Genomic DNA, 26,378 nt, shown 5'->3' on the forward strand with positions numbered 1-26,378 from the left:
TCTATTTGAACAAATTAAAATTTGGAAATTTATTAAATAAAACTAACTATATAACAATATTTTGTTATAACAAATTTATATACTATTCCAACAACATTTTGGTATAACAGTTCTACATACTATTCCAACAACATTTTGATATAACAGTTCTACATACTACCCCAACAACATTTTGGTATAACAGTTCTACATACTATCCTAACAACATTTTGATATAACAGAACTATATAGTACTATTTAACATCTTAATAAATTCATTTAACTTCTCACTCATACTGCTTGTCATTCTTCAAACTTGTAATTCTCTATAGTTGACTTTTATATTAGATTAAATTAGCATAATATAATAAGACGCATAAATGGAAATAATATGTTTCATAAAAATAAATACTTTATTATATATTAATAAAAAATAAATATGGGAGGATTCTTATGTTATCAAATTTTTTAGTAAAAAGATTTGTTAAAAACTCTGAAAATGTATCAGATGTTAAAGTTAGAGAATCTTACGCTAATCTTGCTGGGATCATTGGAATAATTACCAACTCACTTCTTTTTTTAATTAAGTTATCTGTTGGCTTACTTTCTAACTCAGTTTCAATTTTAGCTGATGCATTTAATAATTTATCTGATGCAGCTTCTTCAATAATAACTATTATAGGTTTTAAAATGGCAAATAAACCAGCTGATGCTGAGCATCCATTTGGTCATGGACGTATCGAATATATAACTGCAATGATAGTTTCATTTATGGTTATGCTTGTAGGATTACAATTTGTAAAAACTTCATTTCAAAAGATAGTTAACCCTACTCCAGTAACCTTTGAAATGATACCATTTTTATTATTACTTATTTCAATTGGCTTTAAATTCTGGTTATCTAAATTTAATAAATCTATAGGTAATAAAATAAATTCATCTACTTTAAAAGCAACTGCAACTGATGCTATGGGCGATGTTTTCACTTCAAGTACTGTTGTTATTTCTTTTTTAATTTCAAAGTTTACAACACTTCCTATTGATGGATATATCGGTATAATCGTTGCTTTAGCTATAGTTTATTCAGGATTTTCTCTTATTAAGGAAACACTTAGTCCACTTTTAGGAGAACCACCAGACCCTGTTTTAGTAAGTAATATTACAGATATGGTTATGTCTTATGATAATATCACTGGAATTCATGATTTAATTGTTCATAATTACGGCCCTGGAAGAATTATGGCTTCAATCCATGCTGAAATTCCTAGTAACATTGATATCATGGAAATTCATGATATTATAGATGCTGCTGAAAGGGAAATTTCTAAAAAACTAAATATTTATTTAGTAATTCATATGGATCCTATTTGTGTTGATACTGAAGAAATAAGAGAAGCTAGACAAATGGTTGAAAAAATACTTCTTAAATATGATGAAGTAAAATCTTTTCATGATTTCAGAGTTGTAGGTGATCATGATAAAAAGAATCTTGTATTTGATATTGAAGTGTGTCCAACAAAGCTTACACATGCAGAATCTCATACTAAATTATTATCTAAAATAGAGACTGACATTAAAAAAGAAGCCCCTGAATACCGTTGCGTTATCACTATTGATTTAGCTCTATAGCATAAATTTTATGTTTTTTTTGTATTTTATTACAATATAAAATTCCTTTATTACATGCTATAATTTAATCATGCAGTTAATAAAACTTTGAAAATATTATTTATGATGAATTATTATTAGCTGTTATTTAATTACGACAGATACCATATTTGCTTATAATAATGTACTAAAATATATTTTTGTTACATATATTTCATATAAGCATAAATTATTATAATTTATTCATATTGATTAAATTATAAATTCCTCAAAAAATAAATGGAGAAGTCTACCATTGGATTTCTCCATTTATTTTTTATTTTTTATTTTTAAATAATAATACTTTAATTGATATTCTAAATTTAACTCAAAGGAGTGTATATAATAAATTTGACATTCCAATTATATTAAGTTTACTCCTTCAAATTATAATAAATTTTATCTTCTAATAATTGATAATATAAAAGTTTATCTTCAGGTTTTCTTTCAGAATACCATTTAATTAAATCATTAATTACTTCATATATTCCTTTATTAATAAGCTTACTTAATTTCCTTAAAACGATTAATTCCTCTATAGTAACTATTTTACTCTCTTCGTATTCTTTAAGCTTTTCCTTTAAAATTACATACTCACATTTACTAACGCCTAAAGCTTCTCCCTCCATTGCAATATTAAAGACTTCTTCATATTTAGGGTTGTTATATAAATTATTTTTATATAAATAATTTGCAAGCTGTCCATAGCACTCTAGATTTCCAAGTTCTATTCCTTCTTGATATAAATTTATTATTTCATCACTATTCATTTCAATTAGATTATTTTCAGCTAAATACCCCCTAATGAAATTTGCAGTACCTTTATCTATTTCTTCAATTTCATTTATTAATTCATATCCCTTTTCCTTATTTTCTTCAACACCTATTCCTTTGAAGCAGTAATATACAAGTCTTTCTTTTCCCTTTAAGGCATCCAAATCTATTAATTTAAATACATAATAAATTGCTTTAATATCACTTCTTCTCCCACCTATTCCCCTTTCATATATTTGTATAAGATTTTCGATTCCTTCAATTCCATTTTTATTAGCAGCCTTTTCATACCATTTAATAGCTAAATCTATATTTCTTGATAGAAAAATTCCTTTCTTATACCAATCTCCAAGCTTAATCATTGCCTTAATACAATTCCTCTCTGCTGCAATATTGTAATAACTATAGGCTTCCTCATAATCTTGTAATACACCTATTCCTTTTTCATATATATAACCAAACTTAAAGATTGATTCCTTAAGGTCATTTTCTACTCCAAATCTAATATATTTAACTAACTCTGCTCTATTAACTTCTTTACCTTCATTTAATTCATTAATCATAATTGAAGCTAAATAATCTGCTGCATATGGTGAATTTAATTCATATGCTTCTTTTAATAATTTCTTAATTATGTCAGTTGTTTTATCTCCAAATTTATTTAATCTTAAGTATGCAACTGCAAGTACATACATAGCATGTGGCTCCTTTTTAGCAGCTGCAATACTAACATATTCTATTGCCTTTTCTAAGTCCTTTTCAACACCATCACCATTGTAATACATTATTCCAAGCCTTTGAGTGCATTTTAAATTTCCCTCTTCATGTCCTTCTTCATATGCACTAATAGCTTGATTAATTAATCCTTGCTCCTCATATACTTTACCAATTTTAAAATAAATACTTTTATCTCCAAATTCTATAGCCTTATTATAAAGCTCTAAAGCAGTATAAACATCCTTTTTAACATATAATCCCTTTAAATACATTTCTGCTAATGATTCTATACAATTAGTATCTAATGCTAGATATCCTTTAGATAAATAGTGAAATGCTTTCTTATAATCTGGTTCTAGATATATCCCCTCTAAATATGATCTTCCAACAATATAATATGCATCTTCATAATCATTTTCAGCAGCTCTTTCAATCCAATAATAAGCACTAACTAAGTTTTCCTCACACCCTTCTCCATTCTTATACATTAAGGATAATGCATACTGTGATGCTGGAAAATTATTTTCAGCAGCTTTTTTATGCCATTTAAATGCACTATCTACATCCTTTTCTACACCAAACCCATTGTAGTAACATCTTCCAAGTTGATAATATGCAGCAGAATAATCATTTTCAGCACTTTTTTGGAACCAAATAAAAGCCTTATAATAATCTTTTGGTACTCCATTACCTTCAGAATATAATACCCCTATAGAATATTGTGCAAAAGCATTACCTTTACTAGCAGCTTTATAATACCATTGATATGCCATTTCATAATTTCTAGGTATTCCAATTCCTCTATCATAAAATAATCCTAAATAACTTTCAGCATATTCATCATTCATTTTTGCTGCATCTAGAAAATATTTATATGCAGTTTTATAATCTCTCTTTACCCCTCTTCCAAAATAATATTTTTCTCCAGACTCAACTAATTCCTGTGAGACCTCTTCTGCCTCTGTTTTCTCTAAAATATTACTTTCTATTTTTTTCTTACTTTCTAAATCACCCTTGTCTTTTTTTAGATATTTCTTAAATATTTCTTTTTCTGATTCAAATAAATCACTTATAAATAAAGAATAATTCTCGTTACCATAATTAATTACAAACCAGACAAGCACTTCATATAATAGCTTCATTTCAATAAGCTCTTGATCATTTTCATAATCGTGTTCATTACTTTTAGCCTTTTTACTCCATAATATTATTTTTTGTAATATTTCATTTGGAATAACATCCATCTCTTTCAATATATCTAACCTTTTTAACCATCCTACATTTTCATCATATAATATATTATTTTGTTTACATATATAATAAATAATATCATCAATTACAGCATCTACATCTTTATTTATCATCTCTGGACTAGTTTGTCCCTTTAATTCATTTAAATCTTCATATATATCTCTAAACTCTAACTTTAGAAAATCATAATTAAAGATTTTGTCCATATATCCTCCAATGTTATTACTCCTACTAATAGTTTATTATATGGTTAATAGGTTTATTAGTAGTATTTTTTTAATAAATAAAAAAATACTAGCTATATCAAAGAAAAATTTATTATATAAATCTTCCTTTAATATAGCTAGTTTAACTAAATTATAATACTTTTGATAAAAAGTCTATTGTTCTTGAGTTTTTTGGATGTGAGAAAATTTCTTCTGGAGTTCCTTGTTCAACTATATTTCCTGCATCCATAAATAAAATTCTATCTCCAACTTCTCTTGCAAATCCCATTTCATGAGTAACAACTACCATTGTCATACCATCTTTTGCAAGATCTTTCATAACACTTAATACTTCACCAACCATTTCTGGATCTAATGCAGATGTTGGCTCATCAAATAGCATAACATCTGGCTCCATAGCTAAAGCTCTTGCTATTGCTATTCTTTGCTTTTGTCCACCTGAAAGTGATGATGGATAAGCTTTTGCTTTATCAGTTAGGCCAACCCTCTCTAATAATTCAAATGCTTTCTTTTCTGCTTCAGCCTTACTAATCCCCTTAACCTTAATAGGTGCTATTGTTAAGTTTTCTAATACAGTCTTATGTGGGAATAAATTAAATTGTTGGAATACCATCCCCATCTTTTCTCTGATCTTATTTATATCAACCTTTTTATCAGTTATACTATTTCCTTCAAATACTATTTCTCCTGATGTAGGTTCTTCTAATAGGTTTAAACATCTTAAAAATGTACTTTTTCCTGATCCTGATGGTCCTATTACAACTACAACCTCACCTTTTTTTATATGCTCATTTATTCCTTTTAAAACATCATTTTTTCCAAAACTTTTATGAAGATTATTAACGTGAATCACTTTTTTTCATTCTCCTTTCTATAAGAGATATAATTCTACCTAATGTAAATGTCATAATAAAGTAAAATACTGCTGCTACTATGTATGGCTCTAATCCAAGATATGTAGAACCTACAACAACTTTCCCTGCAAACATTAATTCATTAACACCTATTATTGAAGCCATTGATGATTCCTTAATTATTGCAACGAATTCATTACCTATAGCAGGTAAGATATTTTTAACAGCTTGTGGTATTACAATTAACATCATTGCTGTGCTCTTTTTCATTCCTAAACTTCTTGCAGCTTCCATTTGACCCTTGTCCACTGCTTCTATACCAGCTCTTACTATTTCTGATACATATGCTGCTGAATTTAATGCAATTGCTATAACTGCTGATGTAAATGGACTTAAATCTATTCCAAAGAACATCTTAGATCCTGCATACATAATTAAGATTTGTAATAACATTGGTGTTCCTCTAATTATTTCAATATAAACAACCGCTATTATCTTTAAAGGCTTTATCTTCCAAATATGAAAGTTTGACGTCTTCATAAAGAATAATAAAGATCCAAATAGTGCTCCAAAAAATACTGTAATTAACGAAATTAATAATGTATATTTAACCCCTTCAAAATAGTAAGGTAAATAATTTGGCACGAAGCTAAAATCAAAATTCATTTTTTTCATCCCCCTCAATATCAACTATTCATAGTAATATATTAATAAAATTTACTATTTAACAGTTTAGAGAACATAGTTACATCCCCTAAACTGCTATAACTAAATTCTATATTTATTATTCAGCAACTCCTGCACTTGCAGCTAATTCATTTGCTTTTAATATATAATCGTCCATCTTTCCTGATTCATTTAATTCATTTATAACTTCATTTATTTTAGCTAATAATTCTGGATTATTTTTAGCAACACCTACTGCATTACCACCAGTTTTTTCTTCATAAGTAGGTTCACCTACTGCTAAATCTGGATTATTTTTAACTGCCATTTCAGCAACCGGCTTTTCCATTACTATTGCATCAACTTTTCCAGATTTCAATTCTAATATTAAATTATTAACATTAGCTAGTAATTGTAAATCCGCATTTGGAATTTCTGCCTTTGCTATTTGTTCTTGAGTTGATCCTAGTTGTGCTCCAACTTTTGCACCTTCTAAATCAGCAAATGTTTTATACTTGTCTGCATCTTCAGTTCTTACTAATATTCCATGTTGTGAGTTATAATAGATATCTGAGAAATCTACAACTTTAGCTCTTTCTTCAGTTGGATTCATTCCTGAAATTACAACATCAACCTTTCCTGCTGGCAATGCTGATACTAATGCATCAAAATCCATTTCTTGAATTACTAATTCAACCCCTATTGCATCAGCTATTTCATTAGCTATATCTACATCAAATCCACCAATAACATCTTTTCCATTTTCATCTATGTAGTGGAATTCATATGGTGCATAATCCGCGCTCATTCCTACAACTAATTTACCTTTTTCTTGTATTGTTTCTAATAAGTCAGTGCTATTATTATCTGATGCTTTGTTACTTGATGCCCCACATCCAACAAAACCCATAGTCATTACTCCTAACATTACTGCTGCTATCACTTTTTTCATTAATCCTTTTTTCATATTTAAATCCCCCTCGACTATTCATTGTTAATCTTTTCCTTAACCTTGGTATAATTATACAACACATTATCATATTTATGCAACACTCTTTTTGATTTTTTTATATTTTTTTATATTTATGCATAAATATTATAGTTTTTATGAATATTTATATAACATTTATGAAATTTATAATATTTTCCTACAATTCCCTTATTTTTTTATACATATTTTATACATATCTTCTGCATATATATTTATATTTTCTTTCAAAAATAGCAAGCAATAATATTAAAATTAAATTATTTCATTAAATTTGTCCATTTTTATATCCATCATGAATAAAATATTATGAATAACTTAATTTTATTAGGAGTGAAATTAATGACAACACTAAAAGAGAGACATCTCTTTCCTGGTGGAAACACCTCTAAAGGCTTCTATTCATTTTATAGATATGTACTTTCTCAAGATGATGCAAAACGTATACTTTGTATAAAAGGTGGCCCTGGTACTGGAAAATCTCAACTTATGAAAAAAATTGCTGCTTATTTCAGCAAAAAAGGATATACAATAGAATATCATCATTGTTCTTCAGATCCGAATTCTTTAGATGGAGTTTTAATTAAAGAATTAAACATAGCTTTATTAGATGGTACATCTCCACACATTGTTGATCCTATAAATCCTGGAGCTGTAGATGAAATACTTAATATGGGTGATGCCTTAGATATGGATGTACTTTCTAAAAACAAAAAAGAAATTATCTCTTTAAACAAGGAAATTGGTAAGAACTTTAAAAGAGCTTATAGATATTTAGGCTCTGCTAAATGCATTCATGATGATTGGAGCAGTCTAAATTACGAATCTTTAGATTCTAATAAGATTTCTAATATTATCGAAAACCTAAAAAATAATATCTTTAAGTCTGATAAAATTGGATATGGCGGCGAACGTCATCTTTTCGCAACTGCAATTACACCTGATGGAATAATTACTTATGCTGATCAGCTTAGTAGTGAATTTAAAAAGAAATATGTATTAACAGGTGGCCCTGGCTTTGGTAAGACTGATATTTTAAAATTTATAGGCAGTAGTGGTCAAAAGAAAGGTTTCTTTATTGAATATATGCATGATCCTTTTGTTCCTGAAAGAATCGAGCATATTTTTATTCCTGAATTATCAACCTGCATTATAAGCAATAATGAAATTAACCAAGCTAATTATACTGGTATTGAATATAATTTATTTGACTACACTAAATCTAATTTACCATCTTCAAAAATTGACGATATAAAATATAATAGTAATTTATTCTATGAATTAGTTAATAAGAGTATTTCTTTAATCCATAATGCTCATATATTACATGACGAATTAGAAAGTTATTATATTAAAGCAATGGATTTTTCTGTTGCTAATGATATTTATGATAATGTTATTAAGAAATTAAGTAAATACGAATAAATTAAAAAGATTACATCAATGTTATTAAATATTGATGTAATCTCCTTTTACTTTTTTTTACTTAACAACCAATTAAATTACTAACCATAATCCAATAATTTAAATATGTTTTTTTCTCAAAAATATGATACTACATTTTTAATATTCCCTGTTTCATTCCATCGATTAAAACTTATTCTCTTTTTGGAATTAAAATATAATTTGATAAGTTAATATTTAATTTTTATCAAACCTCATATTTTGTATATTTTTACAAAGCAAATTCATTTTATTTATTTTTATTTATTCACTATAACATAAATCATTTTACACTAATTCATCTCAAGGGTATATCATATGTCTTTTATCCCTATACGAATCTGTTATATCAAATTGTTGTTAACAACAATTTGATATAACAGATTCGTATAGGACTTAACTGCTACTCTATAATCTTATGTCTGACTATAAATTTCATTTATATATAATCTAGAAAAAGCAACCTTTTTTAACTTTTAAGTAGCACAACTAAACCACTATCTAATTTGAATAGTGGCTTCTTAATCATCACAATATATAATAAAAATTCTCCCTCATTTTCTGACTATATATCAACACTTTATTTTTAGAATTAAGTTTATACTTCTAATTCTTTTAGTTTTATTGAATTCCATGTAATATACGTACTTATTTCTACACCTAAATTAATTTTAAATTTTATTCTTTCTTCAATTGGTATACAATTTTTATATTCACCATTATTTTTATATTCAAAAGCCCTCAAACTTAAATAATCACTTAGGTATTTACTTGCAATACCTCTAAATTTTTTTAGCCATAATTTAGCTTTAATAGAATACTTTCTATGAGTGTTTTTCTCAATTTTCTCATTTAACTTGCTCTTATTTACTTCTATGAATACTTTACAAAAATAATCAAGTCTTGCATCTATCATTCCAACTATGTATGCCTTCTCATCTATGCGTTGTATTAATTTTTTCTTTATTTCATTAAATCCAAAGTACCTTCTACCAGCTATAACTGAAATTATGTTAATAGAATCATTTACACCATTAATAGTTACAATCTTATCTCTTTCTTTAGTATTTATATTTCTACTACCTTTAAAATTCTCAGTTGTTACTAGCTTAGTAAACTCTACATAAGAATCTATTCTTTCAATATGATTTTTTATCTTTAAATCATGTAAAAATCTATGTCTCCAATAAAATGACGTTACTAAAGTAATATTTAATGCTTTAGCACATTCCCTTAATGTTAGTCCATTAATAAAAACATCATAGTATTTTACCCAGTTCTCCTTAAATTTTTTAGAACATCTAAAAGGATTATTGCTCTCCTTAGTAAATGTTTTTTCACATTTTGTATTCTTACATCTATATCTTTGAATTCCTTTATAACTTCCAAACTTAATAAATTCAGTACATTCGCAATATGGGCATTTTTCACTTTTATCCTCAATATTATCTACTTTTAATTCATTTATAATTTTATTATTTCTTCTCTGATTTATAATTAATTTTTTATATGCATTTCTCATAACTCATCACCAGTTATGATTATTAACATATGACTTAAGTTCTAAACCGCATTATTATAAAATTTATTCATTTAATAAAGTTTTTAGTATAAAAAGGGATGGTTTAAAAATAACCATCCCTTTTTATCAACATAATCTATTTATTTTCTTAAATCTTCATTTTTAACTATAACATCATACCCTGTGTAAGCTAATGCTAATGCTGCAACTAATAATCTATCATGAGCCTTATCTGTAGTTGTAGTATCAGCCATTTTAGTTGTATGCCCTGATAGCGGACAATCTGTTAACCCTATATACGGATGAATTGTTGGAGCAACATGACTCACATTACCTATATCACTTGATGCTAAGCTCTTTTCTGGAGCATTTATTTCTGTAATTCCTAATGTTCTTAAGTTTTCATTAAACATTTCTGATAATGTTTCATTAGTTTTTAAGTTATCATATGGTAATTCATATCTATCCATTTCTAAAGTTGCACCAGTCATTAAGGCTGCCCCTTCGGCAATCTTTTTAACTTTTTCTAAAACATCATAAACTTTTTCTCTAGTTTCTGCTCTTAAATAGAATTGTGCTACGGCTTCATCTGGAACTATATTCGCAGCAACTCCACCCTTAACAATTATTCCATGCATTTTTACATCTGGAGTTACATGTTGACGAAGTGCATCTATTCCATTGAATAATTGAATAACACTATTTAATGCATTTATTCCCTTCTCTGGACAAGCTGCTGCATGAGCTGTTTTACCTTTGTATGTAAATTGAATTGCATATAGTGCATTACTTGATCCACTTGCTCTTGTTTCCCCTGCTGGGTGTACTATCATTGCTGCATCTAATTCATCAAATGCTCCAGCTTCTGTTAAAATAACTTTTCCACCATTTGTTTCTTCTGCTGGTGTTCCATAAACTATAACTTTACCACCAATTTCAGATAAAACTTTACTTAATGCAACTCCTGCTCCAGAAGATATAGGCCCTATCATGTTATGTCCACATCCATGTCCTATTTCAGGAAGTGCATCATATTCACATAAATATCCTACTGTTTTTCCTGGTTTTCCACTATCAAAAGTAGCTTTAAATGCTGTTTCCATCCCAGCATAAGGACATTCTATTTCAAATCCATGCTCTTTTAAGAATGTTGTTAATGCTTCAACAGCTTTATATTCTTCGTTTCCTAGCTCTGGATTATTGTATATGTAATCACTTATTTCTACTAATTTTTCTTTAATTAATTGACCTTCATTATATATTCTTTCCTTCATTTATTCTTCCTCCCTTGTAAAACAAATTAATAAGAAATTTAGTTAGTAATTAATAGTTTTAGGTTAGTAGTTGAATATAAAGCCTCTAGGAGCTTATTACTAATATTCCTTTAAAATTCAGTTTAATTGAATTTATTCTTAAACTACTACCTACAAATTATAAGCTACAAACTTATAATTCCTAACTATTACTTACTAACTAATAACTATTTACTATTACTTACCAACTCTTAAATATTGATCTAACTTTTAACTATTAATTCTTAACCAGCTAACTTAGCTATTAACCATTAATTCTAACTGATAACCTAATTACTAATTTAACTATTAACTAAATTAAGCCCATCCCATCATCATTGCACAAGTTACAAATATAATTCCAAGTGCAAATAAGATTATTTGTAATGGCATAATCCATTTAACCCATTTTGAATATGGTATTCCTGCCATTCCAAGACATGCCATTAATACTCCTGATGTTGGGAAGATAGCATTTGAGAATCCATCTCCTAATTGGAATATTAAAACTGTTGTTTGTCTTGATATCTCAAGTAAATCACCAAGTGGTGCTAATATTGGCATAGTTAACGCCGCTTGTCCTGAACCTGAAATAACAAAGAAGTTTATAAACATTTGAACTGGTAACATTACACATGCAGCTAATAATGATGGTAATTTACCTATAAATGATGATAAACCATATAATATTGTATCTATAATTTGAGCATTTTCAGCAATTATAACTATAGCTCTTGCAAATCCAATTACCATAGCAGCTCCAATCATATCCTTAGCTCCTGCTATGAATGCTTCTGCCATTTCATCAGCTTTTAATCCACCAACTATTCCTGCAAATATTCCTGTTATTAAGAATACAGCTGCTATTTCTGGAATCCAGAATCCTGCTTTTAGAACTCCCCATATAATAACTGCTAAGCAAACACCGATAGATGCAATAATAATTTTATGTGAAACTGTAAATTTAATTTCCTCACTTTGAGTTTGACTTAATTTTTTACGTTTTTCTTCATCTAATTTATACATTGGGCTAAATTCTGGATTTTTCTTAATTTTTCTTGCATAAATCATTAAGAATATAACTCCTACAGCGGTTGTTATAACCCATAAAATAGTACGGTATGCTAATCCTGAGAATAGTGGAATTTCAGCTATTGATTGTGCTATACCTACTGTAAATGGATTAAGCATAGCTGTTGCAAACCCTACGATACATCCTAAGTAACTTATCCCTACTGCTAATATACTATCAAATCCAAGTGCTAACATTAACGGAACTAAAATTGTTATAAATGGTATAGCCTCTTCAGTCATACCAAAAGTTGCTCCTCCAAGAGAAAACAGTGTAAATATAATAGGAATTATTAATAATTCATTACCTTTAAAAATATTAACAACTTTAGCAATAGCTGAATCTATTGCTTTTGTTCTAGTTATTAAACTAAATGCCCCACCAACTACGAATAAGAATGCTATAATTTCTGCTGATTGCTCTAATCCGCTTATCGGTGCCTGCATTACTGAAAATAATCCTTGTGCTTCATTTTCAACATATTGGAATGAACCATTTAATACTACAGTTCTACTTTGTCCATTTACTTCTGTAACTACTCTTTCATATGCTCCACCTGGAACTATATATGTTGCTATTGCCATTAATATTATTATTGAAAAAATAATAACTAATGTATGTGGAACTTTTATTCCATTACTAAATTTTTTCCAAAAACCTTTTCTTTCGTTTTCTACTACGTTTTGCATTAGTTTAAAATCCCCCCTGAATTTATTATGTGACATTCTAGTTGAAGGAGATATCTTTTTAAAAGCTTCATGCTAATAAGTGATAGTTCTTCACAGTTTAATTAAAACAAAAAAAGCCTTGAGTTTATCACTCAAGACTATATTACTAACAAAAACTAATAAAATTTAACTCTTATCTTTTGTAAAAATATAACCATATTAGTGATAGCTCCTCACAAAGCGAACTGTGACAGTGTTATGTATCTTCTACATAACCCCAATGTTATAGCCTCAAAGCATTAGCTATACATTTCGGCGAAATTTCCTTTCTGTTTACATCACTGTGCTTACCTCCGCAAACATACTATTAAATATCGCAACCTCTACCTACTTCATATCTATTTGTCACTTATAATATACATTTTTTTATGTATATTGTAAAGATAATTTTGTATAATTATAAACTTTTCCGTCTTAATTCCTCAAAATACTACATATATAATCTACTTATAAGCCTAATTTAATATTTACATTAATTAATATATATTCTTGTATTTATATCCAATTTCAATACTTATCTACAGCAGCATTTAATGTCAATTTATATCCATAATGATATGTATGTGAATATTCAAAAACTTCTCCACCTTCTAATATTGCCACTTGCTCTATATGAAGAATAGGTGATTCACATTCTAATTCTAGTAGTTCCATTAATTCTTCACTTGATATTAATGCTTCAACTACACGTTGTGCCGTAGATATTTTATATCCACACTTCTCTAAATATTTATATAACGAATCACAATCAGTTTTCTTTAAATTGGGGAACATCTTTACAGGCATATAAGTTATCATATATGAAACCGGCGACCCCTCGGCATACCTTACTCTTTTAACTTCCCAAACATTTTCTCCCAATTCTAAATTTAATTTATCTTTTATAGTCTTATCAGCTTCAACTATAGACAAACTAATTAATTTAGTTATTACACTATACCCCTTATTAATCATTTCCTTAGTATAACTGTGAATATTGCTAATATTGTCAGAAATTCTATTAGCTAAAACAATGCTACCTATACCTCTTTTTCTTGTTATATAGCCTTCTTTAACTAAATTATTGTAAGCTGATCTTACTGTCATTCTTGTAACATTAAATTTTTCACATAATTTATTTTCTGATGGTAATAATTCACCTTGCTTTATTTCACCAGAATCAATTAATTCTTTTAAATATTTTTCTATTTTAACATACATTGGTTCAACCATTCTTTAAACTCCTTTGTATACTACTATAAATATAAGATGTATATACAAATAATAATAGTATATATATTCTATTATATCATATTTACATCTCTAAATTTTTGTATATTATTTTTATTTATAGAAAATTAACGATATAACTTTAAGAAATATTTTCTTAAGCCATACCGTTAAATGTATAAAATGTATAAGATATATAATATAAAAAATGGTTCGCTTATTTATTTTCTAACTTTACTAATCTTTCATAAACTTCTATAAATTCTTCAGCTAGTTGTTAAAAATTCATAGCATTCATTAAATGATCTTGTGCATGAATTAATAACACATTTACTTCTACGCTATTTCCTGAAGCTTCTTCAGTAATAAGCTTAGTTTGGAATGCGTGAGCTTTATGCATTTCTTCTTTTGATTTATTTATTAATTCTTTTGCTTCTTCAAAGTTACCAGCTTTAGCTTTGCTTAATGAATCATATGCTAATCCTTTAGCTTCTCCTGCATTAGCTATAAGACCAAATGATATTTCCATTAATTCTTCGTTCATATTTATATCCTCCTAAAGCTTACTGTAATTAGTAAGTTCTATGTTATTTTTTCTTAAATATTCTTGTACTTTTTCTGATGTTAAAATACTATATTCTTTCATTCTTTGCATTGCATAAGATGTTGAATTAACTAAGTACTCATCTACAAATGCTGGATGACACATGATATCTATTACATCATGCTTTTTAAGCTCATCCATATATTTTTCAAAATAATCCTCTGTTACATTTTCATTATAAAAACTTTCTGTCATTGGTATAACTTTGTCATAATCTAGTTTTGATTCAAATCCACCTCTTATAGGAAGATTATACTTCTTAACTATTTTCTCTATAACAGGTTTTAAACTTGATAATGTATGAACATGATGATGAGAATCCAAGTGATCAACATTTACACCACTATTAATAACCTTATTTATTTGGCTACAAAATTCTTCGTATACTTCATCTAAATCAAACTTTTCTTCTATAAGTTCATTAGTTATTCTTCTATAAAAGTTACCATTTTCATCTACTATTGTCTTATGATAATTTAAAACAGGTTTATTTAAGCTTAAAGTCATATGAACTCCACAGCCTAACCCTTTATTTTCTTTTAATAGTTCAACAGCATGATCAAAAGCTGGCATTCCTGCCATTATAGTAGTTGATCTTACTATTCCATTTTTATATGCTGATATTATTCCATAATTAACTGCTTCACTTAATCCAAAATCATCTGCATTTACTATTAATTTAGTCATATTAACACCTCTTCTATTTGAATTGTGGTAAATATTCTTTATGTGCTTCCATCATCTCATCTAGAATAGTTTTAGCTAAGTCATCTGATGGTATTAATGGATTTATACATAATGCTTGTAACGCTGCATTATAATCACCTTCAACTGCTGCCTTTGCTGCTAATATTTCAAATGCTTTTATTTCAGTAACTAATCCACTTACTGCAACTGGTAAATATCCTACTGATAAAGGTTTTGGACCTTCCTTAGTTATTACACAGCTCATTTCTGCTGCTGAATCTTCTCTAAAGTCTCTTATTGCACCATTATTTAATGTATTTACAACTTGAATATCCTTCTTATCATTGTAAATTGAGTTTATTAAGTTACAAGCTGCATCACTATAGTATGCTCCACCTCTTTTTTCTAATTGTGGTGGTTTAACAGCTAAATTTTCATCTTTATATAATTCAAATAAGTCGTCTTCTAAGGCTTTAACAGTTTCTCCTCTAGTTTTTCCATCCTTGAATCCTTCTAATTCTTCTTCTAACATTTCTTTATGTTTATAGTAATATTTATGATATGGACAAGGAATAACTCCTAGTGCTCTAACAAAATCAGCATTTAAAGGAATATCCTTTATATTTTGCATTGTTAATGATGAAGTAACGAATTTCTCAATTGCTTCTTTTGTTATATCTTTACCATCTAATCTTACATTCAATGCATAAACCATATGATTAAGTCCAGCAAAGTCCATTTCTACTCTATCTTTTTCCACTTCTAATATGTCTGCCATACCATTTTTAACACCTATTGGAACATTACATAATCCAATATATCTTCTAAAGTTTGTATATTTAAATACTGCTTCTGAAATTACTCCTGTTGGATTTGTAAAGTTAACAAGCCATGCATTTGGACAAAGTTCTTCAATATCCTTAATTATATCTAATACTACTGGAACTGTTCTAAGTGCTTTAAATAATCCACCTGCTCCATTAGTTTCTTGACCTATCACTCCATGTGAAAGCGGAATTCTTTCATCTTTTATTCTTGCATCTAATAATCCAACTCTTAATTGAGTAGTTACGAAATCAGCATCCTTTAATGCTTCTCTTCTATCTAAAGTTAGATTAACCTCCATATCCACTCTATCTTTTTTTACCATTCTTTTGGCAAGATTTCCTACTATTTCTAACTTATGTTTTCCTTCTTCTATATCAACTAACCATAATTCCTTAACAGGTAGCTCTTTATGTCTTTTTATAAATCCTTCAACTAATTCTGGAGTATAGCTTGATCCTCCACCGATTGTAACTATTTTAATACCATTTTTCATATTGTCCACCATCCTAACATTTATATTTATAAATTTGCTTTAATTAATCTGTATGTATTGTATTTTATTTAATAGTTCTTATTTTCTATAATCTCATTTAAGATAGCATTTTATATGCTGATTTTTACTCACTTTGTAAATGAATATAAAGCAAAATATAAAATGTTAGGAGTTTTGAGTTTGGGATAAAGTCAACATTTATGTCAACTTTATTCTTTTATTAACTCCAAACTCCTATGCTTATTTTTCTATATCAATTAAGCTACTTGATCCATTTCCATTTTTCTAGCATCCATCTTTTCTGCCATAGCCACGAATGGTAAGTATATTAAGATTGAAACTGCTATATTAACTATACATAAAACTGCTCCTGACCAATGTCCTGTTGCCATAAATCCACCAAGTATTGGAGGTGTAGTCCAAGGCATAGTTGCCATTATTATTGGATGAACTAATCCAAATGAAATTGATAAATATGATATTATTGTTGTAACAATTGGTGCTATTACAAATGGTATTCCGAATATAGGATTTAATACGATTGGTAATCCAAATATTACTGGTTCACTGATGTTGAAGATTGATGGTGCTAATCCTAAAGCAAGCATATCTCTTCTTCTCTTACCTGCAATTGCTATAGCAATTAATAATCCAATTATTACTCCTGATCCTCCCATGAATACGAAAGCATCAAAGAACGGTCCTGCTAATACATGTAATTGATCTAATGGAGCTCCATTTTGAATCATTTCTGCATTTTGTGCTCCTAAGTTAGTTAACATTGTTCCTGTGAAAGGTAATGCAATATTTGCTCCATGTAAACCAACAAACCATAATCCATGAATAAAGAATGCTATCAATATAGCTGATGGTAATGTATCTGTTATATTACTTAATGGAATTCCTAAGTATTTGTTTATTAAATCTGTTAAGAATTGTCCATCTGCTGCTAATCTTATTAATAATCCTGCAACTGCAAATATAACTACTGTTAACATACCTGGGATTAACTTAGCAAATGATCTTGATACTGCTGGTGGAACCCCCTCAGGCATTTTAACTACTAATTGTTTTAGTTTTCCTAATCTAATAAATACTTCTGTTGATAAAATTCCTATTATAATTGCTGTAAATAATGCTCCTGTTCCTAAGTATGCAACTCCAATGAATCCCCAACCTTCTACTGCAGGTTGTCCATCAATTGCAATCTTTGCAACTTGTGGAATTAAAAGAATAAATATTGATGTTGCTATCATTGCTGATTGAAGCCCATTCTCTTCATATGATTTAGCTAAATTATATGCAACACCTATTACTAAAAGTAAAGCCATAATAGCTAATGTTCCAAACCATATATCTCCGTTTAATGATTTTATTTGCTGTCCAAATGTATTATCTGCTAAAAAGTTACTTAATGCCTTTATTGGTGCGTTATTTATAAGTGTTGCTAACGAACCTATTATTGTTAACGGTATCATTGCAACGAAAGCATCTCTTACTGCTACTAAATGTCTTTGTGCTCCCATCTTAGCTGCATATGGTGTAATGTACTTATCCATAAAAGCCATAAACTTTTCCATATCGTTCCCCTACCTTTATCTTGATATTTTTATAATTTCCCATTAATTCTCAATACCACTTTCTTTAAATCATACTTATATCTTATTTCTTTAATTCTAATGCTCTTTCTAAAACAGCTTTACCATTACATCTTCCGTAATCCATCATATTAATAACTTCTACTGGAATTCCGTGTGGTGCTGCTAAATCCTTAGCTTTACTTAAAATGTATCTAACTTGTGGCCCTAATAATAAAACATCGCACTTTTCAATTTCACTTTGTAGATTTACTTCTGAAATCGCCCAGATTTCACACTCTACTCCTTTTTCCTTTGCAGCCTCTTGCATTTTTGTTACTAATAAACTTGTTGACATACCTGCTGAGCAAGCTAACATAATTTTTATCATAATATATACCTCCAAACATTTATTTGATTCATGTATTCGTTTACTTACCTTATGTATACATAAGTATATTCATTGTCTATACATTTCAAGCGTTTTTTAAAATATTTTTTGTTTTTTTATTTTCATACTCATTTTGCACTATTTATATACACTTTATTAAAAACAACCTCCTTAAAATATTAATTTCTTATTCCAATTCATATCGCTTTCATTCTTTACCAACATATTTAAAATTAAATGTATAGGTATTTAATTTTAATATATATATTTACTTCTGACTATAAAAAAACTGCAAAGTTAATCCATTCATTCGATTAACTTTGCAGTCCTACTATTTATTTAAAATTAATTACCTTTAATCTATGTAGAGCTCTAGTTGCCATAATATATTTTACTAAATCATCTGTATTATCATCAAAATTAACTATTATAACTCCATCAAACTCAAGTCCTTTTGCATAATAAGAAGGAACTATGACTTTCCCACCTCTGTAAATAACATCTTCTCTATCAAAGGCTAAAAGCTTAGTAAACTTTTTAAGCTCTGGCGCTATTCTTCTAAGTTGTTCCTTATCCTTAGTTATTATTGCAATATTATCATAATTTTCATCATCATAATCTTCTAATGTCTCTAAAATAGTATCAATTAAATCATCTTGATCTTTAACATCAATTTCTTCAACATCATACTTACCTTTTCTAACAAAAGGAACTATTGCATCTTCATTTAATAATTTACTTGCATACTCCATGATTTGGAATGTAGATCTATAACTCTTATTTAAAGCATAGTTCTTAACAAATCCACCAAATAAAGATTTTAACCTAAGCATTGCAGGTGTTTCTTCTACTTTAATTAATCTTTGATTTGCATCTCCAACTATAGTGTAGCTTCTACAACCTGTTAATTCTTTTAATACAATAAATTGAAGCATGCTATAATCTTGAGCTTCATCAATTACTATATGCTTAATTTCTTGACTAACTTTTTTACCATCAAGTTTAATCATTAAATAAAGTATTGCTGGTAAATCTAAGTATGATAAGTTTTGAGTCTTAGTAAATTCTTTATAAATGTCTACAATACTTTCATTATCTATCCATTTAGCTAAATTGTTTTTTTGAGTCATAAGTTCTCTAACAATTTCTCTAATTCTTATCTTTCTTTGGAACTCTATATTATTTTGTTCAATTACTAATTGTTCTTCTGAAAGAGCTGATAATTTTTCTTTTACCTCATTATTTAAATTTCTTACTAGTTCATCTCTCTTATCTTTAAGCTTTGAAGTAATAATTCTCTTTATCTTTTGACTTCTTCTAAATAAAGGCATGTATTTATAATGTTTTTCAAATAACTCGTTAATTTCTTCTACTGAAACTACTTCTTCATCAAAGAATTTAGCAGGTTCAAAATTAAAGTAGTTAGCCTCTAATTCGTCACATTTTTCATCTAAAACAGTTATAAATTCTTCCCCGCCCTTATATTTTATCTCACTTATTATTTCTTCATTTCCATTTAGAACTTCTTCTAAATAAGCTGTAATATCAATTACTGGTTCATGTAATCCAATTTCATTTATTGCAAAACTAGCAAATGTTTGTTGATTAACATTACTTTCTCCTAAAGTAGGAAGGACATCCCCTATATAATCAATAAATATATCATTAGGTCCTAATATTAATACTTTATCTCCTAACTGCTCTCTGAAATTGTATAAAAGATATGCAACTCTATGAAGTGCTATTGTTGTTTTTCCTGAACCTGCAACTCCATTAACAACTACAACCTTCATTCTTTCTTCTCTTATAATTTCATCTTGCTCTTTTTGGATAGTCATAACTATATCCTTAAGCTTTTCCCCAGCATTTGAAGATAAAATCATTTGTAAGATATCATCTTTAACATCTACATCAGAATCAAAGCATCCCTCAAGCTTACCTTTTTTAATAAGTATTTGTCTTCTAGCTAATATATCAACTGGAACTTCCCCCTCTGGAGATTTATAACTAGTATTTCCTAATGTTCCTTTATAGAATAATGAAGCAACTGGTGCTCTCCAGTCAACTATTGCTGCATCAAAGCTTCCTTCCGGAGTTAATCCATATCTTCCAACATAAATTTCTTCAGCATATCCATTATCCTCAAAATTAACTTTACCAAAGTAAGGAGATTCTTTTAACTTTGTAAATTCAGCTAACTTTCTATCTATAGTTCTATACATTTCCTCTTTGACATATCTCTCATGGTCAAAGTATTCCATTACTTTATCTTCATCATCTCTATATTCTTCAATAAACTTCTTTCTATACTCTAATATGTAATCTGCAACATCTTTTCTTTTTTGTATGTAATTTAATATTTCTTTACTTAATAAATTAAGAGTATATTCTAAATTTTGTTCTTCTTGTAAAAATTCAAATTTATTCAAAGCTCCACGCACCCCTTCGGTTAGTTAATAGTTAATAGTTTTGAGTTAAAAGTATATTTATAGTTAAGAGTTTAAAGGAGTTAAGCTATAAAATAATAGCTTAACCCCTTATTAATTATACCTATTTATAATTTATCTTTTAGTTTATTTTCTGAGTTTTAATATACTTTTTAAGCCTTATCTTAGTCTTCTTTAGTTTCTTCCTCAGACTCTTTTTCTTTGTCCATATCTAATATAACTTCATCATTAGAAGATGATTGTTTCATTATATCTTCTTCTTCTTTTTCAACAGCTTCAATAACTTCTTGTGCTACTTTAGCATCTTGTAAGTCTTCTGAAATTTCTTCTGAAACTTCATCTGCCTTTTTTTTGTTATTTTCAAGCTCTCTGCTTTTCTTTTCTTCTTCTCTCTTTTCCTTTAATTCTGGATATTTTTCATATACAAACTTAAAGAATTCATCTCCGAAAATAGTTTCTTTTTCTAATAAGTATTCAGAAATCTTATCTAATAAATCTCTATTTTCTCTTAATATTTCTCTTGCTTTTTGATGGCACTCTCTAATTATAGATAAAACTTCTTTATCTACTAAAGTAGAAGTTTCTTCACTACAATTTCTAACTGCTCTACCATCTAAGTATCTGTTTTGAACTGATTCTAAAGCCATCATATCAAAGTTATCAGTCATACCATAAATAGTAACCATATTTCTTGCTGTTTGAGTTGCTCTTTCAATATCGTTTGAAGCTCCTGTAGATACAAGATTAAATACTTCCTCTTCTGCAGCTCTACCACCAAGCATAACCATTATTTGGTTCATTAATTCTTCTTTAGAAACAAGGTATTTTTCCTCTTCTGGAAGTTGCATAGTATATCCTAATGCCCCCATTGTTCTTGGAACTATTGTAATTTTATGAACTGGATCTGTTCCTTCTAAAAGTCCAGCAACTAATGCATGCCCAACTTCATGGAATGCAACAACTTCTCTTTCTTTCTTAGAAAGAATTCTATCTTTCTTTTCTTTACCAGCAATTATAACTTCAACTGCTTCTTCTAAATCTTCTTGAATAACTGTTTCTCTTCCACTTCTAACTGCTCTTAAAGCTGCTTCATTTACTATATTAGCAAGGTCAGCACCTACAGCACCTGGAGTTCCCTTTGCAACTGATTCTAAGTTAACTTCTGGTGACATCTTAACATCCTTAGAGTGAACATTTAATATTGCAATTCTTCCTTTTAAGTCAGGTCTATCAACAATAACTCTTCTGTCAAATCTACCTGGTCTTAAAAGCGCTTTATCTAATATTTCAGGTCTATTAGTTGCACCTAAAATAACTATTCCTTTTGATGTATCAAATCCATCCATCTCAGTAAGTAATTGATTTAAAGTTTGTTCTCTTTCATCATTACTTTGCATTTGATTATCTCTACTCTTACCTATAGAATCAATTTCATCTATAAATATTATACAAGGAGCCATTTTTTCTGCTTCTTTAAATAAATCTCTTACCTTAGCTGCACCCATACCAACAAACATTTCAACGAAAGTTGAACCTGAAACTGAAAGGAATGGAACCTTTGCTTCACCAGCAACAGCTTTTGCTATAAGAGTCTTACCTGTCCCTGGAGGCCCTACTAAAAGAGCACCCTTAGGCAATTTAGCACCTATTTCTGTATATCTCTTAGGGTTATGAAGGAAATCTATTATTTCTGTTAATGATTCTTTAGCTTCATCTTGCCCTGCAACATCTTCAAAACTTACTTTTATATCTTTTTCAACATATACTTTGGCATTACTTTTACCCATGCCACCCATGCCCATTGGACCTCCGCCCATTTTTTTAGACATTTTGTTAAATATAAATCTAACCACAAAGAACATTATTACTAATGGAAGTACATTTAATATAATAAAGTCCATCCATACAGATTGTTGCTTTGTTATTTGAGGATAATACTGTACGTCATTATCTATTAATAATTGTATTAAATCTGGATTATCTGCATTTCCTGTATAAAGAACTTTACCTTTCATATCACTTGAATCTTGAGGTGTTATTACAAGTGCTGTCCCATCTACAGTAACTTCTTTAACTTCCTTATCTTTAACCATTTGAACAAATTCATTATATGAAATTTCCTTTGTCGTTAACATTTCCTTAGCTGTCGAAAATGAATATAAAAACAAGAAAGCTACTACAACATAAATTAATAAGAACTTATTATTGTTATTCTTCTTCTTTTCTCCGCCTTTTCTATTGTTCACATTATTATTCATACTTTTTTATTTCTCCTACTAACTCTTAATGTCTTTTTATAAGCTCTTATTCTATTTTTCCAAAGTCTTTCCATGGATATACCTTTATTTGAGCTTTACCTTTTATTTCACTACCATCAATATATGGATCATTCCAATATCTAGAATCTAAAGACCAATATCTATTATCTCCTAAAAAGAAATACTTACCTTCTGGCACTTCAAATTCACCTGTATAATTATCTGCGGTTCCTATATAGTTTTCTTGAAGTGTTTCTCCATTTACGCTAACCACACCATCTTTTATAATAACTTTATCACCTGGTAATCCTATTAGTCTTTTAATCATATCTTCATCTTTTTCTTCCGAATGAAAAACTACTATCTCACCACGCTTAAGCTTTTCTGGATTATAAACTCTGCTAACAAACAATCTATCACCAACATTTAATGTTGGAACCATAGATTCTGATGGAATTTTAACCTTAAAAATTAAAAACCTATTAATTAAAAATGCTAATATTACAGCTACTACTATTGGTACAATCCAATCATTAAAAAAGTTCGTTTTTTTTACATCTTGGCTCACTCTTCCCACATACCTTTCATTAAAGCATTTATATTACTTTTTCGCTCTTTAGTTGCGTCTTCATTTACCTTAAATGAATTATCATCAATCTCAACTACTACATCGCCTTCACTAGGTTTAGTATCAAACAAATTTATATCTATTAAGATTATACCCTGTTTTTCATCTTCTAAAACAATAGAATTTCCTTCTATTCTGTCCACTATAAATTTCTTTTTTCCCATACTAATACCCTCTGTTTATTAATCTTTATTTAAGATGTAAAGTCAATAACAAGTAAATAAACTATATACTTTAAATTTATTTATATTGAAACTTACCATAATTTCAATAACTGTTTATAAGTATATCACATTTCATTAATAACTAATAGTATCACTCTTCATTATATAGTGTTATTATGTCATTTCTGTTACAAAAAATTTAATGTTATATTAAAATATTAACTATTAATACTTTCAAAGTATTTAATTTATAATACTGATTCAAAATATTTATATACTTAAATATAATTAAAAAATTTTAAGCTATAAAATAAAAATAACATTGTTAGTAAGATTAATACAAGAGAAACTTAAAGCGAAAATATTTTTAGCTAACACTCTTAGTAAGTGACAAGCTTAATAACTGACAGGTAGCAAATGACAAGTGTAGAGTTTAGGAATAAATTCAGCTCAACCTGAATTTAAAAACAAAATAGCCTAAATCATCTCCGATGATTTAGGCTATTTTTTAAAGAAACTCCTAAGGAGTTTTTAATTCAACTCTTAACTATTAACTCTTAACTACCTAAACTTCTAGCTCTAAAAGTTCCTCATAACTTTGTCTCTTAGATACAAGCCTTACAACTCCATCCTTAATAAATACAACTGGTGCTTTAGGATTTTTATTATAATTACTAGACATTGAAAATCCATATGCTCCTGTTGAAAATACAGCTAATATATCTCCTATCTCTGGCTTTTGTATACAAATATCTTCAATAAATATATCTCCTGATTCGCAACACTTTCCTGCTATTGCAACCCTAGTATTAGCTTTTTCATCAATTTTATTAGCTATAGCCATTTCATACTTAGCTCCATATAATGCAGGTCTTATATTATCAGTCATTCCTCCATCTACAGAAACATAAGTCCTAACACCTTCAATATTCTTAATTGCTCCAATTGTATAAAGTGTTATACCTGCATTTCCAACTATTGACCTTCCTGGTTCTATAGTTAGTATTGGTCTTTCTATATTTAATCTTGAACAAACTTCATCAACTTTATTTAATATTACCTCACAGTACTCCTTTGGTTCTCTTGGTTTATCTTCATCAGTATAATGTATACCGAATCCACCACCTAAATCTAATTCAGGTATTATATGTCCTGTTTGGTCCTTAATTTCTTTCATAAAATTCATCATTATTTCAACAGCATCCTTATAAGGTTCTGTTTCAAATATTTGAGATCCTATATGGCAATGTAAGCCCTTTAAATTCAGATTTTCACAATCTAAAGCAAGTTTTACTGCATTCATAATAGTTTCTCCAACAGGTGCAAATCCAAATTTTGAATCTATTTGTCCTGTTTTAATATAATCATGTGTGTGAGCTTCTATTCCAGGGGTTAATCTTAAATAAATATCTTGCTTTATATTATTTTTTCCAGCCTCTTCATTTAGCATTTTCATTTCATCTAAATTATCTACAACAAATCTTCCAACCCCAAGTTTAACTCCTAATTCAATTTCTCCTCTGCTTTTGTTATTTCCATGAAAATACACTTTATTTAAAGGAAATCCCGCTTTATATGCTGTAAATAATTCTCCCCCAGATACTACATCTAAATAAAGTCCTTGCTCATTTACAAGCTTACACATTGCCTTTGTTAAAAAAGCCTTCCCTGCATATGCAACTCTATTATGATTCTCTTTACACTTAAAATTATCATAATAACTTTTGCATGTGCTAATTAATAAATTTTCATCCATTACATATAGCGGTGAACCAAATTCTTTAACTAAATCACTACAGCTAATTCCTCCTATACATAATTCATTACTTTCAATTTCCATTGCCCCAAATAATTTCATTGTTATACCTCCAAAATATTATTAATTAGGAGTTAGATATTATAGACGTCATTAATAGGTTATTCACTAAAACT

20 protein-coding genes and 1 riboswitch are annotated in these 26,378 nt (G+C 28.4%); of the genes, 2 read left to right on the forward strand and 18 right to left on the reverse strand.

The features are described from left to right. Window positions 1-432: 432 nt before the first annotated feature. On the forward strand, window positions 433-1,608 hold the full coding sequence (locus tag TY07_RS07500) for a cation diffusion facilitator family transporter (protein ID WP_042397550.1): 1,176 nt from the start codon (window positions 433-435) through the stop codon (window positions 1,606-1,608). Between the two features lie 392 nt (window positions 1,609-2,000). On the opposite strand, the gene TY07_RS07505 is transcribed toward TY07_RS07500, so the two are convergent. From TY07_RS07505 to TY07_RS07520, 4 genes are all read right to left on the reverse strand, one after another. Further along, complete coding sequence (locus TY07_RS07505; RefSeq protein WP_052330641.1) at window positions 2,001-4,574, reverse strand: tetratricopeptide repeat protein; 2,574 nt, start codon at window positions 4,572-4,574, stop codon at window positions 2,001-2,003. A gap of 151 nt (window positions 4,575-4,725) precedes the next feature. Beyond that, on the reverse strand, window positions 4,726-5,448 hold the full coding sequence (locus tag TY07_RS07510) for an amino acid ABC transporter ATP-binding protein (protein ID WP_042397552.1): 723 nt from the start codon (window positions 5,446-5,448) through the stop codon (window positions 4,726-4,728). Next, window positions 5,435-6,115, reverse strand: a complete 681-nt coding sequence (locus TY07_RS07515) for an amino acid ABC transporter permease (protein WP_042397555.1) — start codon at window positions 6,113-6,115, stop codon at window positions 5,435-5,437. Before TY07_RS07515 ends, TY07_RS07510 begins: the two co-directional genes overlap by 14 nt. Window positions 6,116-6,233: 118 nt before the next feature. Further along, on the reverse strand, window positions 6,234-7,082 hold the full coding sequence (locus TY07_RS07520) for a transporter substrate-binding domain-containing protein (RefSeq protein ID WP_042397558.1): 849 nt from the start codon (window positions 7,080-7,082) through the stop codon (window positions 6,234-6,236). A 363-nt stretch (window positions 7,083-7,445) separates the two neighbouring features. Here TY07_RS07520 and TY07_RS07525 point away from each other — a divergent pair, with 363 nt between their 5' ends. Further along, window positions 7,446-8,528, forward strand: a complete 1,083-nt coding sequence (locus tag TY07_RS07525; protein WP_042397561.1) for a PRK06851 family protein — start codon at window positions 7,446-7,448, stop codon at window positions 8,526-8,528. A gap of 616 nt (window positions 8,529-9,144) precedes the next feature. On the opposite strand, the gene TY07_RS07530 is transcribed toward TY07_RS07525, so the two are convergent. From TY07_RS07530 to lysA, 14 genes are all read right to left on the reverse strand, one after another. Continuing rightward, on the reverse strand, window positions 9,145-10,068 hold the full coding sequence (locus tag TY07_RS07530; RefSeq protein ID WP_042397567.1) for an IS1/IS1595 family N-terminal zinc-binding domain-containing protein: 924 nt from the start codon (window positions 10,066-10,068) through the stop codon (window positions 9,145-9,147). Window positions 10,069-10,208: 140 nt separating this feature from the next. After that, a complete protein-coding gene (locus TY07_RS07535) occupies window positions 10,209-11,342 on the reverse strand; it encodes a M20 family metallopeptidase (RefSeq protein ID WP_042397570.1) in 1,134 nt (377 codons plus the stop codon). Window positions 11,343-11,678: 336 nt separating this feature from the next. After that, on the reverse strand, window positions 11,679-13,121 hold the full coding sequence (locus TY07_RS07540; protein WP_042397575.1) for a YfcC family protein: 1,443 nt from the start codon (window positions 13,119-13,121) through the stop codon (window positions 11,679-11,681). Window positions 13,122-13,318: 197 nt separating this feature from the next. Next, window positions 13,319-13,494: riboswitch (Lysine riboswitch) on the reverse strand. Window positions 13,495-13,667: 173 nt separating this feature from the next. Continuing rightward, on the reverse strand, window positions 13,668-14,372 hold the full coding sequence (locus tag TY07_RS07545) for a GntR family transcriptional regulator (RefSeq protein WP_042397577.1): 705 nt from the start codon (window positions 14,370-14,372) through the stop codon (window positions 13,668-13,670). Window positions 14,373-14,646: 274 nt separating this feature from the next. Further along, the gene (locus TY07_RS07550; RefSeq protein WP_042397579.1) at window positions 14,647-14,913 is read right to left on the reverse strand and encodes a PTS sugar transporter subunit IIA; all 267 of its coding nucleotides are present in this window, start codon (window positions 14,911-14,913) and stop codon (window positions 14,647-14,649) included. A gap of 12 nt (window positions 14,914-14,925) precedes the next feature. Continuing rightward, window positions 14,926-15,660, reverse strand: a complete 735-nt coding sequence (chbG, locus tag TY07_RS07555; RefSeq protein WP_042397581.1) for a chitin disaccharide deacetylase — start codon at window positions 15,658-15,660, stop codon at window positions 14,926-14,928. A gap of 13 nt (window positions 15,661-15,673) precedes the next feature. Continuing rightward, window positions 15,674-16,981, reverse strand: coding sequence for a 6-phospho-beta-glucosidase (locus TY07_RS07560; RefSeq protein WP_042397584.1), 1,308 nt, complete (start codon window positions 16,979-16,981; stop codon window positions 15,674-15,676). Between the two features lie 257 nt (window positions 16,982-17,238). Next, window positions 17,239-18,561 carry a PTS sugar transporter subunit IIC gene (locus tag TY07_RS07565; protein ID WP_042397586.1) on the reverse strand — a complete coding sequence of 441 codons (1,323 nt, stop codon included), beginning with the start codon at window positions 18,559-18,561 and terminating at the stop codon, window positions 17,239-17,241. Window positions 18,562-18,643: 82 nt separating this feature from the next. Beyond that, complete coding sequence (locus TY07_RS07570) at window positions 18,644-18,949, reverse strand: PTS sugar transporter subunit IIB (RefSeq protein WP_042397590.1); 306 nt, start codon at window positions 18,947-18,949, stop codon at window positions 18,644-18,646. A gap of 335 nt (window positions 18,950-19,284) precedes the next feature. Then, complete coding sequence (locus TY07_RS07575) at window positions 19,285-21,378, reverse strand: HelD family protein (RefSeq protein ID WP_042397593.1); 2,094 nt, start codon at window positions 21,376-21,378, stop codon at window positions 19,285-19,287. 182 nt (window positions 21,379-21,560) lie between these two features. Continuing rightward, window positions 21,561-23,654 (reverse strand): ATP-dependent zinc metalloprotease FtsH, encoded by a 2,094-nt coding sequence (ftsH, locus tag TY07_RS07580; protein WP_042397596.1) that lies wholly within the window; start codon window positions 23,652-23,654, stop codon window positions 21,561-21,563. A 46-nt stretch (window positions 23,655-23,700) separates the two neighbouring features. Then, window positions 23,701-24,222 carry a signal peptidase I gene (gene lepB, locus TY07_RS07585; RefSeq protein WP_042397600.1) on the reverse strand — a complete coding sequence of 174 codons (522 nt, stop codon included), beginning with the start codon at window positions 24,220-24,222 and terminating at the stop codon, window positions 23,701-23,703. Next, the gene (locus tag TY07_RS07590; protein ID WP_042397603.1) at window positions 24,219-24,446 is read right to left on the reverse strand and encodes a DUF3006 domain-containing protein; all 228 of its coding nucleotides are present in this window, start codon (window positions 24,444-24,446) and stop codon (window positions 24,219-24,221) included. The genes lepB and TY07_RS07590 overlap by 4 nt, the downstream gene beginning before the upstream one ends. A gap of 565 nt (window positions 24,447-25,011) precedes the next feature. Then, window positions 25,012-26,304, reverse strand: a complete 1,293-nt coding sequence (gene lysA, locus TY07_RS07595) for a diaminopimelate decarboxylase (RefSeq protein ID WP_042397607.1) — start codon at window positions 26,302-26,304, stop codon at window positions 25,012-25,014. Window positions 26,305-26,378: the final 74 nt, after the last annotated feature.

The organism is Clostridium saudiense, from assembly GCF_000577815.1.
Lineage (GTDB): Bacteria > Bacillota > Clostridia > Clostridiales > Clostridiaceae > Clostridium > Clostridium saudiense.

Coding starts and splice junctions, on each gene's coding strand:
- TY07_RS07500 (WP_042397550.1), top strand. CDS start 433: ATGTTATCAAATTTTTTAGTAAAAAGATTTGTTAAAAACTCTGAAAAT.
- TY07_RS07505 (WP_052330641.1), bottom strand. CDS start 4,574: ATGGACAAAATCTTTAATTATGATTTTCTAAAGTTAGAGTTTAGAGAT.
- TY07_RS07515 (WP_042397555.1), bottom strand. CDS start 6,115: ATGAATTTTGATTTTAGCTTCGTGCCAAATTATTTACCTTACTATTTT.
- TY07_RS07520 (WP_042397558.1), bottom strand. CDS start 7,082: ATGAAAAAAGGATTAATGAAAAAAGTGATAGCAGCAGTAATGTTAGGA.
- TY07_RS07525 (WP_042397561.1), top strand. CDS start 7,446: ATGACAACACTAAAAGAGAGACATCTCTTTCCTGGTGGAAACACCTCT.
- TY07_RS07530 (WP_042397567.1), bottom strand. CDS start 10,068: ATGAGAAATGCATATAAAAAATTAATTATAAATCAGAGAAGAAATAAT.
- TY07_RS07535 (WP_042397570.1), bottom strand. CDS start 11,342: ATGAAGGAAAGAATATATAATGAAGGTCAATTAATTAAAGAAAAATTA.
- TY07_RS07540 (WP_042397575.1), bottom strand. CDS start 13,121: ATGCAAAACGTAGTAGAAAACGAAAGAAAAGGTTTTTGGAAAAAATTT.
- TY07_RS07545 (WP_042397577.1), bottom strand. CDS start 14,372: ATGGTTGAACCAATGTATGTTAAAATAGAAAAATATTTAAAAGAATTA.
- TY07_RS07550 (WP_042397579.1), bottom strand. CDS start 14,913: ATGAACGAAGAATTAATGGAAATATCATTTGGTCTTATAGCTAATGCA.
- chbG (WP_042397581.1), bottom strand. CDS start 15,660: ATGACTAAATTAATAGTAAATGCAGATGATTTTGGATTAAGTGAAGCA.
- TY07_RS07560 (WP_042397584.1), bottom strand. CDS start 16,981: ATGAAAAATGGTATTAAAATAGTTACAATCGGTGGAGGATCAAGCTAT.
- TY07_RS07565 (WP_042397586.1), bottom strand. CDS start 18,561: ATGGAAAAGTTTATGGCTTTTATGGATAAGTACATTACACCATATGCA.
- TY07_RS07570 (WP_042397590.1), bottom strand. CDS start 18,949: ATGATAAAAATTATGTTAGCTTGCTCAGCAGGTATGTCAACAAGTTTA.
- ftsH (WP_042397596.1), bottom strand. CDS start 23,654: ATGAATAATAATGTGAACAATAGAAAAGGCGGAGAAAAGAAGAAGAAT.
- TY07_RS07590 (WP_042397603.1), bottom strand. CDS start 24,446: ATGGGAAAAAAGAAATTTATAGTGGACAGAATAGAAGGAAATTCTATT.
- lysA (WP_042397607.1), bottom strand. CDS start 26,304: ATGAAATTATTTGGGGCAATGGAAATTGAAAGTAATGAATTATGTATA.